This window comes from Heliophilum fasciatum, from assembly GCF_004341395.1.
Taxonomy (GTDB): Bacteria; Bacillota; Desulfitobacteriia; order Heliobacteriales; family Heliobacteriaceae; genus Heliophilum; species Heliophilum fasciatum.
The window spans coordinates 1-14,362 of the sequence record NZ_SLXT01000043.1 but is presented as its reverse complement, the minus strand read 5'-3'; the positions used below and the strand labels follow the sequence as shown (position 1 = coordinate 14,362).

14 protein-coding genes are annotated in these 14,362 nt (G+C 41.6%); 1 reads left to right on the top strand and 13 read right to left on the bottom strand.

The window, feature by feature from the left end; genetic code table 11:
• Nucleotides 1-102: 102 nt before the first annotated feature.
• The 13 genes from EDD73_RS14005 to EDD73_RS13940 form a co-directional block, all read right to left on the bottom strand.
• Nucleotides 103-2,637: a DEAD/DEAH box helicase gene (locus EDD73_RS14005; RefSeq protein WP_131920973.1), complete on the bottom strand. Its 2,535-nt coding sequence runs from the start codon at nt 2,635-2,637 to the stop codon at nt 103-105.
• 17 nt (nt 2,638-2,654) lie between these two features.
• On the bottom strand, nt 2,655-3,989 hold the full coding sequence (locus tag EDD73_RS14000; RefSeq protein ID WP_131920971.1) for a radical SAM/SPASM domain-containing protein: 1,335 nt from the start codon (nt 3,987-3,989) through the stop codon (nt 2,655-2,657).
• 1,368 nt (nt 3,990-5,357) lie between these two features.
• Nucleotides 5,358-6,560, bottom strand: a complete 1,203-nt coding sequence (locus EDD73_RS13990) for a tyrosine-type recombinase/integrase (RefSeq protein ID WP_131920969.1) — start codon at nt 6,558-6,560, stop codon at nt 5,358-5,360.
• Nucleotides 6,561-6,851: 291 nt separating this feature from the next.
• The gene (locus tag EDD73_RS13985) at nt 6,852-7,727 is read right to left on the bottom strand and encodes a PDZ domain-containing protein (RefSeq protein ID WP_131920967.1); all 876 of its coding nucleotides are present in this window, start codon (nt 7,725-7,727) and stop codon (nt 6,852-6,854) included.
• 478 nt (nt 7,728-8,205) lie between these two features.
• Nucleotides 8,206-8,922, bottom strand: a complete 717-nt coding sequence (locus EDD73_RS13980) for a copper amine oxidase N-terminal domain-containing protein (protein ID WP_131920965.1) — start codon at nt 8,920-8,922, stop codon at nt 8,206-8,208.
• A complete protein-coding gene (locus tag EDD73_RS13975; protein ID WP_131920963.1) occupies nt 8,897-9,259 on the bottom strand; it encodes a hypothetical protein in 363 nt (120 codons plus the stop codon). The genes EDD73_RS13980 and EDD73_RS13975 overlap by 26 nt, the downstream gene beginning before the upstream one ends.
• An 8-nt stretch (nt 9,260-9,267) precedes the next feature.
• The gene (locus tag EDD73_RS13970; RefSeq protein WP_131920960.1) at nt 9,268-9,801 is read right to left on the bottom strand and encodes a hypothetical protein; all 534 of its coding nucleotides are present in this window, start codon (nt 9,799-9,801) and stop codon (nt 9,268-9,270) included.
• Between the two features lie 227 nt (nt 9,802-10,028).
• Nucleotides 10,029-10,505: a stalk domain-containing protein gene (locus tag EDD73_RS13965; protein ID WP_131920957.1), complete on the bottom strand. Its 477-nt coding sequence runs from the start codon at nt 10,503-10,505 to the stop codon at nt 10,029-10,031.
• A 52-nt stretch (nt 10,506-10,557) separates the two neighbouring features.
• Nucleotides 10,558-10,812, bottom strand: a complete 255-nt coding sequence (locus EDD73_RS13960; RefSeq protein WP_131920955.1) for a hypothetical protein — start codon at nt 10,810-10,812, stop codon at nt 10,558-10,560.
• Between the two features lie 519 nt (nt 10,813-11,331).
• The gene (locus EDD73_RS13955) at nt 11,332-11,613 is read right to left on the bottom strand and encodes a hypothetical protein (protein WP_131920953.1); all 282 of its coding nucleotides are present in this window, start codon (nt 11,611-11,613) and stop codon (nt 11,332-11,334) included.
• A complete protein-coding gene (locus EDD73_RS13950) occupies nt 11,606-12,310 on the bottom strand; it encodes a hypothetical protein (RefSeq protein ID WP_131920951.1) in 705 nt (234 codons plus the stop codon). Before EDD73_RS13950 ends, EDD73_RS13955 begins: the two co-directional genes overlap by 8 nt.
• Before the next feature lie 13 nt (nt 12,311-12,323).
• The gene (locus EDD73_RS13945) at nt 12,324-12,746 is read right to left on the bottom strand and encodes a phBC6A51 family helix-turn-helix protein (RefSeq protein ID WP_131920949.1); all 423 of its coding nucleotides are present in this window, start codon (nt 12,744-12,746) and stop codon (nt 12,324-12,326) included.
• The gene (locus EDD73_RS13940) at nt 12,739-13,059 is read right to left on the bottom strand and encodes a helix-turn-helix domain-containing protein (protein WP_131920947.1); all 321 of its coding nucleotides are present in this window, start codon (nt 13,057-13,059) and stop codon (nt 12,739-12,741) included. The genes EDD73_RS13945 and EDD73_RS13940 overlap by 8 nt, the downstream gene beginning before the upstream one ends.
• 432 nt (nt 13,060-13,491) lie before the next feature.
• On the opposite strand from EDD73_RS13940, the gene EDD73_RS13935 reads away from it, so the two are divergent.
• On the top strand, nt 13,492-14,037 hold the full coding sequence (locus tag EDD73_RS13935) for a hypothetical protein (RefSeq protein ID WP_131920945.1): 546 nt from the start codon (nt 13,492-13,494) through the stop codon (nt 14,035-14,037).
• Nucleotides 14,038-14,362: the final 325 nt, after the last annotated feature.

Here is a 14,362-nt window from a genome sequence, read left to right as displayed (position 1 = left end):
GCCATTGGTAGTGTGTGCAACCCACGAGATGAATAAACATCGTTATTCGCTAGCCGACTAGGCCGATTGTTACCCACACGAAACAGCGAAGAGGCTTAAGGTTCATCTATCATAGATAAGGCTTTTTAATGTTTCAATAGTAAGATATTTTTTGGTGTCTATATTTTCTATTGTGATATTAAATAGATCGTTCTTTATATCTTGAAGTTTTAAAACTTTTTCTTCAATGCTATTAGCTGTAATTAGTTTGTAAATTGTTACCGGATGTGTTTGACCAATTCTATGTACACGATCAGCAGCTTGCTTTTCTGCTGCAGGATTCCACCAGGGATCATAAATTATAACATCATATGCAGATATTAAATTTAATCCAACACCTCCGGCTTTTAAGCTGATCAGAAATATTCCACGATCAGCATTTTGGAAATCATCTACTACTTTTTGCCTGTTGTTTAATTGTCCGTCCAAATAAAAATGATTAAACCCTTTTGATTCGCACCATTTTTTAATTATGTTTAACATTGATGTGAATTGGCTAAAAATTATTATTTTGCGACCACGTTCATATAATTCAGCAACCTTAAACTTCAAGGTTTCAAACTTGCCAGATTCTTTACAACTATTTACATTATGTATTTCTGTAAGAAGAGAAGGATGACAACAGATTTGCCTAAGCATTAGTAATCCTTTTAATATATACGAACTGTCTATAATCTCATACCTTGAATTTTTTCTTTCCATATCTCTATTGATCGAAACAAGCATAGCTTCATATAAATTACGTTGTGATTGAAGCATATCACAATAAATAATTTCTTCTGTTTTTATAGGTAGTTCGTGCAACACTTCACCTTTAGTTCTTCGTAACACAAAAGGGCTTATTATACTTTTAATTTGGTTTGATTCTTGATATTCGCTACCGTTTTTAGGTAAGTATCTTTTAAACAAAGATTGTTTACTCGACAAAGTATTACTGTTTAAAATATTTAGTACCGACCATAATTCCATTAAATTATTTTCCAAAGGTGTTCCAGAAAGCCCAATTTTCGATAATGACTTTAATCCAGAAAGTTTTTTATAGGTTTTACTAATCGAATTTTTTATAATTTGAATCTCATCGAACACAATCAACCCAAGGTTCATAGATAATAATGTTTTAATCTCATTGGCCGCTGTAGCGTATGTGGTAATAATTATACTATCATTTAATTTATATAACTCGTCAGCATTTCTACGACTACCGTGGAATATAAAAGTATTTAAATTATCATTAAATTTTTTAATTTCTCGTTGCCAGTTTGTAAGAAGGGTCTTTGGAGCTATTATTAAATTATTACGACCTTTTTTCTTAACTTCTTGGTCAGAAAACAGTGCTATTATTTGTATAGTCTTCCCAAGGCCCATATCATCTGCTAAACATCCTCCCAAATTGTTTTTATATAGCCATTTTAACCATTTAACCCCAGCTAACTGATAGTGTCTTAAAGCATTTTTTAATTTATCAGGCAAGTCTACTTCAATGCCAGCATAATCAACAAAGCTCTCAAAGTTTTTAATATCTACTTGGATATCAGATGCTATATCAAGAATTGGGAGAAGTGAAGATTTTGAGACTATTAACTTCCCTTGATCCTCTACCATTTCTGTTCGATATTTAGAAATTGATTTCGGTAAAATTACTAATTTATCATCGATTTCAACAAAATTGTTATTATTAGATATTTTTAGATATTGTGATAAATTAATTATTTCATCTTCGATTTTCACATTTGCATCTATCGAAAACCAATTGATATCATAAGAAATATTATAGAACGTGTCGTTTTTAGGAATTATCTTTTTTCCATTAAAATAATATACATTGAAACCATTTTCCAAAAGAAAATTTATAGATTCAATCAAACCACCACTATTTACGTACTTATATTGATTTGATTTGCTTTTTCTAAAATTACCAGTAATTATTATTTTTTCAAAATACAACTCTCTGTTTAAGTCACGCATGTAGTATTTTTTATCTTTAATAACTTTTGTTTCTTTTGAATCCGAAGGAATATGAATGCCATTGTAAGAATAAAATAAATTCCCTATAATTTCTTTATCTTTCTTTTCTAGATACAGCAGGGGCATCGGATCAACTTGCACATTTTCACTTATATTATCATTTGTCTGCTGATTTATATTTTCGTCTTGATATATATCAACATATAGCAATCCATCCTTATAGCTTAAACTATTTTTTGAAAACAACAATATCTCTTTTTCGTTTTTTTCGGTAAAATCTTGCTTGGAAAAGATAATTTTTTTAATAACTAAATGTTTCTTTTCTTTACTCAACCAATAAACATTACCTTCTAGGTTTTCTCTTTTGAATATCTTCAATATATTCTCAGAAGAAACACAGATTTGATTTTTAGATATTCTTGGATTGTTAATATCCAAAAGTATTTTTTTGAGAATATCGAACTCTTTCGAACAAATATTTTCCACTTGATTTACCTGATTAAGATCAACTTTTTTTAGAAGCCCCGAGTAAAAACCTTTTTTTGTAATTTTATTTTTCCCCAGAAACGTTTCCAACACAAGTTTATTATGCTTTTCTGTTTCTTTTGTATTTATCGAAAATATTATATCCATCCTGCAAGCAACCCACTTTATCTATATAATAATTCGTTCGTCTTAATCATTAGTTCATAATACTTTTCTTTATCTTTCACGGTACATTTTCTGGAATGAATATTTTCAAAATCATAACTATCAAAATCTTCGACATTCGTCAATTGTGGAAAATGTCTTATTCGACAACCTCCTCCGCATATAAACTTCAGTTCACATTCATTGCACGGACGCAAATTATTTATATTTGATATTGATTCTGCTTTACTTGAAAGATCATATAATTCACCAAATGACATACGTCTTACATTCCCATAACTTGATATCTCATATATTCTGTTACAAAAATATATATCACCAGTCGCCGAAATAGTTATACCTCCATACCCACAGTTATCCAAAATATAGTTTTCCTCATGATTAAGAGCAAATACATTTTCCTCAGTGCCTGGATAGACCTCTTCGATAATTTCATTAATTATTTTTCTGTATTCCGAATTCAAATCATCATTAACTGCTACTTCTCTGCCTTTAATCAGTTCATAGTTAAACTTTACTCGGAAATCACTGCAATTATATTTGTTAACCATGTTTTTGGAAAATGAAATATACTTATATTTATTTGCAATCAACTCTTCATACAAAGGAGTAATCGCTAATGTAACTTTCACTTTCTTTTCTAATAAATTATTAATTGTTTTTAACGACTTATCAAAACTACCATCCCCTCTAACTTGTGAATTGCTTTCTTCATCATATCCATCTATACTGATTTGCACTTCATCAACATACGGATAAATACATTCAACTAGATTCTCGCTCCAACTAACACCATTTGTTAATATTGTAATCAGAAGGCCTATTTTCTTGGCAAAAACAACAATATCCAAGAAGTCTTTTCTTAATGTAACTTCTCCCCCGGTAAATGTTACGGCAGCTCCATTTCGTTTCTTAAATTCTCTTAGAATATTTTTAATCTCTTCCGTGGTAAGTTCATTATCACTTTTATTTTCCGCAAACATATAGCAGTGGGGGCAACGCAAATTACACTCATTCGTTAAGTAAATGCATATTCCGTTTCTTTCCGGCCTTTTTACTTCAAATATTTCAAATTTTTTAGCCTCTAATTGAATCAAAACATCAGTTACACAATTCATATCATCTTCGCATTTCACGAATATATTTATTGTTTCCTCAATTGATTTATTTATCAAACTTTTGAATATAGAAAGATGTTTTTCTGTAGGCAATACAATCCAATTGGCTGTTTCAACAGAAATGACTATGTATTTTCTATTATGTTCAATGATGCGAATATTATTAGAAATTTTATATCTCTTAGAAACATCAATAGCAGCTTCCATTTGTGACATATTTATACCTCCTAAATAAATAAGGGCGAGGAACTGCAAAAAGCAACCTCACCCCTACGTTTTTCATACATTCTAATTTAGGAATTAGTTTTGGTTCGCAGAACAGGATTTAAAGCAATACATAGCATTAACACGAGATGTGTCTTCTACCTTCTTCACAACCCAAGTTAATTTGATTTCTTTCATTTAACTTCACCCCCTTAAATTGATAATATTTATCATCAGTTAATTTTTAACCTATAAAGTCGTAGCCAATAAGTAACATAGCCTTAAACAACAACTACAAGATTTTCATAACGATTTAAGCATACCAAAAGTGCTAATATTCGTCAATATATAATTGAGACTTTTAACCATCGACACCAATCGACACCAATCGACATTATCATAGATCGTAGACATACTAAACTATTTTGACGATAGCGATCAAAAACCGCCCCACACGTCCCCTCTGTGCCCCTAAAAAGTGTCCCCTCGACCGTTTCCCCCTGAACCGCCACTGCACCGCACGTTCCCCCAACGTGTGCCCCCACACGGCAAATGGCGAAATACTGTGCTTCAATCGCTGATTTACAGCCCTAACGTGGCCCGTTCACTCCATTCATTGCCACTATCGCTACAACCGGTCATCGTGGTCATTGTGGCCACCGTACCCCCAACACTACACCACCAACTACAATCCCGCTGTTCAGCCGCTACCGTACAACACCACACCCCCATCGGCCACTGTGTCCCACGCCTACAACACCGCATTTTACGCAACAAAAAAGGCCTGCATTACTGCAGACCTTCGTTATCATCATGGTGCCGAGGATGGGACTCGAACCCGCAACCTACTGATTACAAGTCAGTAGTCCACTTGCGGTCAGACTACCCCAATTCAAATTATAGCCGCGTTTTGAAATCTTGAACATCGTCATAAAGCGTCTTGGCCTTCATTGGGCAGCGTTTACGCCGGTTTATGATCGTTTAATTGCAGACTAACGCAGATTATCGAGGTCATCGATAGGCAACCGGTGGCGTAAGAAGGCTGCGCTGGGCCGTAGTTGGCATCATAAGCACAGCACAAGCACAGTAGCCACGTAGCCGACCGTTATTGCCGATGGAATCCTCATCCGTTATCTCATAAATATCACCATTTGCCACGTGAGCCTACACGTTCCCCACTGTTGCCCTGGACGTTATTTCAGGTATAAACAGTCTAGGAAACTTTTTTTCGTGGCGTAAAGGGCGACGTGTGGGGCGGTTTTTATTGCAGTGTCCGGAAATCGCATTATTATTGGTAGGAACTGCTATGGCGGAGAAGAAAACAGCGTGGCCATCGATGCTCACGCTGTGAAAACTGCTATATATCGCTGTCCGTCGCGACTATCCGAGTTGTCCTTGCCACCGCGCTCTCGTATTTAACATGCCTTCCAGCTTGCCAATCGCCTGCTTCTTCAGATCAGGCAGCACGTGGCTGTAGGTATTCAATGTGATTCCAATACTACCGTGGCCCAACAACTCTTGTACGACCTTCGGATGAATTTCGCTCTCCAGTAACCGCGTAGCGTAGGTATGCCGCAGTGCATGAAGATTTGTCACCGGTACGTCTGCTTTACTTAGTAATTGTTGTAACTTTCTAGCGAGATACCGTTGCGAAACTTGATGGCCAAACATCGTCGTTATAACCAGACCTTTGTCTTGATAATCGGCACCTGTGATCATTCGTTCCCGGCGCTGAAATATCAGCCATCGGCGTAGGTAGCGGACGAGATCGTCGGTGATCGGAATACTGCGGTGGCCATGTTTGGTCTTCGGTGGCTGCGTGATAACGCAGGTCTTGTTAGCGGTAGCATCTGTGTCATGGTCAGCGTTTTTCACAAGGATGGCCGCTTTGTTCACGCGGATAACCGCTTGCTCAAGGTCAACATCGGCCCACGTCAGTGCCAGCAGTTCCCCTACGCGCATTCCGGTGCCCAGCAGTAAGTGGAACGCGGTGCCCAGGCGATCATCGTCGGCCACGGTCAGCAGTTTACGCATTTCCTCGACGGTCATTACGCGGATCTCTTTGGCGACCTTCTTTGGCTTGCGTAGGTGTTCGGCAGCGTTGCGGCTAACGAGACCTTCGTGTATTGCTTGCTTTAATGAAGCTCGCGCTGTGATTTGGATCAGTTCTACGGTTCTGGATGACAGGCCCGATTGATGCCGCTGGTTCAATAACTGCTGCAACTGCGCGGTTTGTAACGCTTGTACCTTCACGTTGCCCAACATGGGCTTCAAATGAAACCGGGCGATATACTCATAGGATTCCCATGTCTTGGGACGCACGTGGGGGCGGACATATCGCGTGAGCCAGATATCCAGCCATTCACCGAAAGTTACTGTGGAGGGAACTGTGAACACGCCTTGCCGTTGTTCAACAAGTGCCTTGTCACGCCAGTGCAGTGCGTCCTCTTCGCGCTTGAACGTCTTACGCGCATACTTCGGTTTGCCGTTGTCATCCTTACCAAGGGAAACCTGTGCTACCCAATAGCCGTCTTTTCGCTGATACACGCAACCCTGGCCATTCTTGTTCTTCGCTGACGCCATGATATACCCGCTCCTTCAGTGGTGTCGTGAGGTACTGACTTTGGAGGCAGGTGTAGGTTATCTCTGATGGCGGCAGAAGTGAAGAGAAAGTTTTGACGTGGGGCAACGGTGGTTACGGTGGCCAGCGTTATGAGCGTGGGCACAGTGGTTACGGTGGTTAGCGAGGGGCGGTGGGGTACCGGGGGATATTGATAAAGTAGCCGAAAACTTTGGCTCATTCAGTTCCCTAGTAAAGAAACAGCTTAACCTTCAATAGCTAAACTGTGCGCCACCATTAAAGATGTATTATAATTATTTCATTTCTTTTCCAAGCAATAAAAGAATAGCATTAGCTAACGCATCATTTTTTTCGCATATTATGGATATGGGTATTTTAAGGTACTTATTTCTACCGTTATCAAATAAACGGTCGTTATTATTCGTTAATCCCTCAACATCCCGAATCCATTTTTCACATACGTCTATACCTTTTACCTCTAACTTTTCATAATACTGTTCTTTTGTTTCAAAATTTAAGCAATCCCCCCCATTTTTACGATTAAAAAGTGTGACCCATTTTCCGTTTACACGAATTCGAAACGAAAGTCCTTTTTCTTTTACAGTATCAAGATAGATATCTGGATTATCAGAAGTCTTTGTGCTAACAGTTAACCCTATCTCAAAGAATTTATTGAATATCGGATTTAACTCTTGATGATTGTCCAAGATTGGTTCTTGTCTTGAATATCTGTCTGGGTTGGAGTATTGCTTCAGGATATCAATAGCGTATTGCGCCGACACTCTTTCTTGTTCATGCAATGAAATATAAATATCATGTAACTTATTTTTTATTTCTTCTATCGTAATTTCCGAATCATCATCAGTAGTTATAGAAAATATTCTTACAGGATTAAATGCTTTTTTATAATTTTCTAATTGAATTTGAACCTTTGGCCCTAATTCAACTTCAACGTAAGCAATAATTTCACCATTATATTTACATGCGAAATCAGGCCTTAATCCATTCTTAGATTTAGGAGAATAAATTATTGTACCTTCCGGCAAGTCCAACTTATCTAATACAAACCTCTTGAAAGGCGTGATCATTAGTAGATGAATAAAGGCAAGATTAAACCTGTTCTCTTCATTTGATACTACCTCATTTACAAATAAATCATCAATATACATATTATTTAAATCCACATCCTTAAACTTTTTAGTATTCGGTTTTGTCCTTGTCATCGAGGAGAATGGTTGAGGGGACGTAGCCGTTGAGCTGGTCGTAGCCTGCTATTGGGGGGACCATCCTTGTTCGCTTTACCGCCGCCTGTTTACCCGCCTGCAAAAACTGGCGTGACTAAACACGAAAACAAAGAGCATGCAGTCACAATCATCAAAAACTTTTTTTCATTTTTATTTAATGTAATGGTTCTATTTTCAAAGAACCCTTATTGAAGTTAGTTGTATTGGAACTATTCGTAAGTGCAGATAGTGCTTTTCCTATTACACCATCAGTATACATCGTATCTTGGTGATTGTAATTTGTCCATGATGACGGGCTCTCATTTGTTTTCCCCGGTCCCGCGAACCAGACGAACTTTTCTCCAGTGTACATTTCGATGAACGTTGACCATTCAGCACCTTCAAACCCCCGCACTACTAATCCTCACTGCTTTGTTTCGGGGTCCACATAGTATAGGATGTTCTTCTCAGGAATGCCCCACAATTGAAGGTATTTTGCTACATCTATCATGTAGCCTCCACGCGGATCCTCCACGATGATATTAGGGTGCGTGTCCTTGGTAATTGTGAGAGATTTTTGTTGATTAGTTTGTTTCTTCACCTTGGCCGGTACGTTTTTCCACGTTACTACAGTAACCTCTTGTGTATCAGTGTTAAAAAAAGCCACCCCGCCAAGACCCTGGACCACGGTACGTAACGGAACAAATAGGCGATCTTGTACGATTTCTGGAGCGACAACATCCTTTGTGTACATTCCACCTGACTCTACAACCAAACTCCCTGTTGTCAAACCAACAACATCATTAGCACCGCTTACATCCTTACGAGTAATTACAGCACCACTACCTGCTGGTTTCGGTTTGATGCCGGAATCATCCACACCCATAGCGTAAGCCGTGAATCGCACCGGCATCATCGTTCGCCCGTCTTTGATATAGGGGGCCACGTCTATCTGCCGCTGTTCACCGTTGACAGTGTAAGCAGTGCTGCCGATTTTGAATTTGCTGATGATTAGTTGATCCGCTGGCGTCTGTGCTGCTGATGCTGGACCAGCTAAGTTTACGACGGATAAAGAAATTGCAACTGTTGATATCAATATGTGTCTTGAAAACAGTTTAGGTAATCGCAACTTGAATTCCATATACTATCCTCCTAAATTTTAAGCTCACTCTCCTTGGATTAAATAGTAAAAATGCTAATATGTATAAATCAAAAGAACAAAACTGAAATATTCCATTTTGATACATAGCCTCTGAAAGCCGAGACCACGATTCCATCGGAACATAGTATTCGGTTTTGTCCTTGTCATCGAGGAGAATGGTTGAGGGAACGTATCCGTTGAGCTGACCGTAGCCTGATATTGGGGTTGTGTCGTTGTTTTTGTCGCCTTCCCCTGCTGCAAAGGCAACAGCAGGAAGTAATATAAGCATCCCACAGGATACCAAGCCCAGCTTTAACAATTGTTTCAAATTCTTCATAAGCACCTCTATCTTTTATTCAAAGTTAGAGTGCCCGACTTAAATGAAGTGTGCATAGGAGAACCTATAAGTGCAGCGATCAGATCCCCCGTAGGTCCATCCGAGTAGATAGAATTGCCGAGAGAATTCCCTTGGCCTGGGTCATAGTTACCCCACGACCATTCGGTATCACTACTTTTCCCTGGTCCCGCGAACCAGACGAATTTTTCCCCTGTGTACATCATCATGAACGTTGAACCTTCAGCACCTTCAAATCCCCGCACAAGTAACCCTCCTTGTTTCGTTTCCGGGTGTACGTAGTACAGGATATTCTCTTTGGGTATGCCCCACAGTTGTAAGTATTTTGCTACATCTACCATCCAGCCACCACGCGGATCGGCTACGATGACATCAGGATGCGTGTCTTTGCTGATTGTTAGAGATTTTTGTTGGTTGGCAGGTTTTTTAGCTTTGGCAGGTACGTTTTTCCACGTAACTACCGTAACCTCCTGCGTATCAGCATTGTAAAATGCTTCCCCGCCAAGAGCCTGAGCCACAGTCATCCGTGATCGGTTAACCAATTATGGTAAAATTTATTCAATGAATTCACCACGTTGAAAATGCCACATGATGATCCCAAGGTGGGAGGTCACCCCATATTGTGGGTATTTTCATTATAATTGCAACAATCATCGGAAAATGTTGTAAATCGGAGTTGTTTTTTTCGGTTTTTTTAGGGCATTAACGAAATCAACAGATGGGGTACGTGTTCTCATTTGGGCAAACTTGGTTAACCGAACACGAATGGAGCCACAGTACGTAACGGAACAAATAAGCGGTCTTGCACGATTTCTGGCGCGACAACGTCTTTCGAAAAGATACCACCTGACTCAACTACCGTACTTCCTGTCGTTAAGCCCACAATATCTTTAGCACCACTAACGTCTTTTCGAGTGATGACAGCCCCACCGCCCGCTGGTTTAGGAGCGATACCACTTTCGTCTACTCCCATTGCGTATGCAGTATAGCGCACGGGCATCATAGTGCGACCATCTTTAATGTATGGGGCCACATCCATCTGCCGCTGCTGTCCGTTTACAGTGTAGGCAGTACTACCGATCCTGAATTTACTGATGAGCAGTTGATCCGCTGGCGTCTGGGCTGCCAATGCAGGACCAACTAGGGTTACAGCGGATACAGCAAATGCCACCGCCGGGTTTAGAAGGTATTTAGCGATCGGCTTGTTGTAAGATAACTTGAATCCCATCCACTATCCTCCTACAAAGAAATGCTTTTCTTTTTTTCGACAGGAGTTTTCCTTATCCTCCATTGCCATGGTCATTTTCTAAAAATAAACAACAGCCCTCCGTTGCCGAAGGACTGTCGCCGCTGGTCACGTTATTCAGGTTTGCCATGATTGTCGCTGAACATCGTTGACTTCCTCGCCCACCAGAGCGATACTCACCCTGCGGCCACCACTGGCCGACGCCAAGGGACAGCGGATTTGAAACCCACTGCCCCATCAATCGAATAGCGTCCACAGCGGAAGGCGGCTTGCTACCTAACCTTCCCATAAGTGAATAGCGCCCTTTACAGTTATCAAAGAACGAGAATCACAGTGCCTCAGTTACGCCGACTCACAGTAATACCGTTTTTTCCTTATCCGATCCTTACTGCACGTTGCCATCACGCCCACGTGCTCTGACGACATCTCGCGACGGCACCGCAGCTTCCACTGTCCTTCATTCAAAGCCGGGTACTCAGTGCGGACGAATTTCCAGTGCCAGCAGTACTCGGCGAAGCTTGTCGTCAAATTGACCACAAGCTCTACGCCCCCTCAGCTACGGCACAGCAGTAGTTGGCGATGACCAGCGTTGTCACAAGCCATCAAATTGATTAATTGTCGGTAGCGGTGCCCCGTTCAGTAGGGTGGCGATGTTTTGACGATACCCCAATCCACATAGTAAATATTGCTCCTCAACTGCACCAGCGTTGACAACAGTCCCACAACGAGAAAAAAGCGGAAAGGCGTTAGCCCTCCCGCTTATCCAATCCAGTTTTATGAAGTTTATCGATTATTTACAGTGGCTACGTTACTTATCCATCCGTCGCGCTTCCTCAGCCATCTGATAGCCGAGGCGAATCAATGTTAGGCTGTCGGGTTCCTTTTCCCCTGCTTTCAACGGAATAATCGGCGGCTGTGCTTTAGCGGCTTCCTTCTCCTTGACTTCCCGCTTCTGGTTCAATCGCTCATAGCCCAGCGCCATCAACTCAATGGGCGTTAACTCCTTCTTCACGACCTCTTCGCCATCCTCGACGAGAATCTTCATCAGATCCCCGTTGGCGTTGGCGCGATACTTCCAAACTTTACTCATGGCCATTCAACTCCGCTAATTTTTTCTGTGCCGTGCTGTCCTTCCACACATGTTCCCCCGTCTTCTCATACAGCCGCACCCACGCACAAACATAGGCATTATTGAGAGCGTGTGTACTTTCGCCTTCCAAGGGAACCACGGTGAGATCCATGCCAGTGTAGGTTCCGACGGTGGCGTAACGAGGCAAACAGGGATGAGCGCGCCGATAATTGAGCGCCTGTAACTTGTCGTGATCTTCCAGCTTGGAAACATAAACGGCATCCATGAAGCGATCATAGGCCGTGTAAAATTCCTGCTTCTTCTTGTTGATTTCACAGTAATACAGCAGCAACTCCGCCTTCTTCTTCCGCGCTTCCACCATCATCAGGTCGTACTCACCAGCGATCTTTTTCCATTCCTCATTCTTCGCCTGATCAAGCTCGGAAAGCTGCGCCCGTAGCTGTTCCAGTCGATACTGTTGAACCTCCTGAATCCGCTCATCCATGTAGCTGACGTCTTGCGTGAGCCGTTCCAAATCCTTCTTCTTCTTGAATGTATCGCTGGCCGACGAACCGGATAACAGCAACTCGTTGTACTCACGCTTCAACGCGGCAATCTTTTCGTGGCCTCGCTGTTTGTCATCGATCAGCGATTGGATTCGGGCTTGGGTACGTTCCGCATCCTCTTGGAAGGCTTTGATTCTTTCATAAAACGTCATTATCGTTCTCTCCTTACTCATCGAATTTGGCAAGTTCGCGCTTCAGTTCATCAATCTCCCGTTCGATGGCTTCATCGCTGCGTTCTTCATCGAAATGTTGTGTGGCCACGATGTTGTGCTGTTCCTTCAGGATACCAAGGCTTTTGAGCACGAGTTCCGTATGTTTCCCTGAGCCATCGACGGCTTTCTGCACGGTCGTATTCATCACATCGGCCAGTTTTTCATTGACGCTTTGTAGCACGCGCCGCTGAACCTCCCGTTGGAAGTTCTCCTCGGCACGCCAGCGACGGAGCGTTTTGTCATTTACGCCACAGATGTCCGCAATCTGGCCGAGCGTATAGCCGCCGCGCTGTGGCTGGCTGAGTAGTTCGATGGCCTGTCGCATCTCGTAGGTGAACTGCTTGCGACGGATCAGATAATTCGGGCTGTCAGTCATGATGTTTCACCTCTTCTTTCATTAACAGAGTGCTGTCAACTTCGCTATCGCCTGTGCCGTGTACATCGTTGCCATCGTTAGCGGCGGTAACTCGGTGATGTAACAGCAGAATCTCATGAACGATGTCATCGCTGACGGCCAGTGCATCGCCGATACGCTGCTCCACTTCTGGCATCAATCGCTTCTCCCTGCGCTCAATAGCAGAGATCAACGATGTGCTAACGCCAGAGCGACGGGCAACCTGTGCTTGCGTGAGGTCAAGGTGAGTGCGGACGATGCGGATGATCTTGGGGGTTAACGCTGCCACTTTCATCAACTCCTTCCTGTGGCGTGATTTTTCAACTATGAGAGCAATAGAAAAAGAGCCAGTCGGTAAAAACTGGCCCTTCGCCCCTACACTCTATCGTGCAGCTTCATTACATATTTACAGGTATTATTGCACTCATTTGATAGCAATTTATTCCTAATACGCAAGAATTACGCTATACATATGTGGTTTGCAGATATTATTTGAACTGTTTGTTTAACAAAATGGAGTTTGTACGTAATTGCGATCGATTTGTTCTTAGTGAATTAACGGAATGAGGTCCAAAATCCCACTATTTCATATTCTGTGTTAAAAATGTATGATGATGGAGTAGCAAACAGGCAATCCCTCACTTTGTAATCGCGATCACCTAACCCTACTCGCTGCCATTGCGGTTTTTTCGACCGCATAAATAAAAATCATCATGGAGGAACAACTTTGAAAAACACGCACAACAGCTACCTGCAACAACAGCCTCAAATGTTTACCACATCTGAAGTCGCCATTCTGCTCGACATCCAAACTTCCAAGGTTATCGAAATTTTCTTTGCGCATCAGCCTGTGTTCATCGAAGGAAAGCACTATCATTATGATCAATGCGGTAAAAACTGTCGCGCAGTGTGCAGCAATTACGTCTGGACTACGCAAGGTTTGTGCAAGTTGGCTACCTTTGTTGATACGATGCACGCATTAGAAACGTGGCAAACGTATTATCAGCAAGAATGGAATGATTCTGATGATGTAGCGGCGTTAAGTACGGCCAATAACGTACCACACCGACCTACAGGAATCACTATCCACCATATCCCATCGATAAGAAAAGAACGGCGTGTTCCAGCCAACCTCGATCGGATCTATCGACCTCACCAGAAATACATCGATGAAGGCTACTTTGCTGTTATCAACGGAGTAACGATGGTTTCGCCCAAGGGAGTGGAATTAATTAAACAGATCATGGAAAAACGCCGACAGTCAGTTCATTAAAATAATCTCTGTTTTACCCATAGTGAGCATCATTTTTACCCATAGGTGGCTGATATTCCCTACGCTCTTTGACAAATAAACATAGTGGCAAATAAACATTAAGCATTCAGGAGGGACTGTATTGACGAAGTGGCAGTATAACAATCACACGCATGAACGGCAAATCCTTACCACGCAAGAAATAGCTACGATGCTGAAGTTATCGCCAAAGACTGTGCTTGAAACTTTCAGGCTCTTCGCTGTTTCGTGTGGGTAACGAGTCGTAAAATAGGGTAAAATTAGGATATGAAAAACATCGATTTATTCCAACTTGGATTAGGCCTGA

Coding starts and splice junctions, on each gene's coding strand:
- EDD73_RS13960 (WP_131920955.1), bottom strand. CDS start 10,812: ATGGGAAGGTTAGGTAGCAAGCCGCCTTCCGCTGTGGACGCTATTCGA.
- EDD73_RS13990 (WP_131920969.1), bottom strand. CDS start 6,560: ATGGCGTCAGCGAAGAACAAGAATGGCCAGGGTTGCGTGTATCAGCGA.
- EDD73_RS13975 (WP_131920963.1), bottom strand. CDS start 9,259: ATGAAGAATTTGAAACAATTGTTAAAGCTGGGCTTGGTATCCTGTGGG.
- EDD73_RS13955 (WP_131920953.1), bottom strand. CDS start 11,613: ATGAGTAAAGTTTGGAAGTATCGCGCCAACGCCAACGGGGATCTGATG.
- EDD73_RS13970 (WP_131920960.1), bottom strand. CDS start 9,801: ATGACTGTGGCTCAGGCTCTTGGCGGGGAAGCATTTTACAATGCTGAT.
- EDD73_RS13940 (WP_131920947.1), bottom strand. CDS start 13,059: ATGAAAGTGGCAGCGTTAACCCCCAAGATCATCCGCATCGTCCGCACT.
- EDD73_RS13950 (WP_131920951.1), bottom strand. CDS start 12,310: ATGACGTTTTATGAAAGAATCAAAGCCTTCCAAGAGGATGCGGAACGT.
- EDD73_RS14005 (WP_131920973.1), bottom strand. CDS start 2,637: ATGGATATAATATTTTCGATAAATACAAAAGAAACAGAAAAGCATAAT.
- EDD73_RS14000 (WP_131920971.1), bottom strand. CDS start 3,989: ATGTCACAAATGGAAGCTGCTATTGATGTTTCTAAGAGATATAAAATT.
- EDD73_RS13965 (WP_131920957.1), bottom strand. CDS start 10,505: ATGGGATTCAAGTTATCTTACAACAAGCCGATCGCTAAATACCTTCTA.
- EDD73_RS13980 (WP_131920965.1), bottom strand. CDS start 8,922: ATGGAATTCAAGTTGCGATTACCTAAACTGTTTTCAAGACACATATTG.
- EDD73_RS13945 (WP_131920949.1), bottom strand. CDS start 12,746: ATGACTGACAGCCCGAATTATCTGATCCGTCGCAAGCAGTTCACCTAC.
- EDD73_RS13985 (WP_131920967.1), bottom strand. CDS start 7,727: ATGTATATTGATGATTTATTTGTAAATGAGGTAGTATCAAATGAAGAG.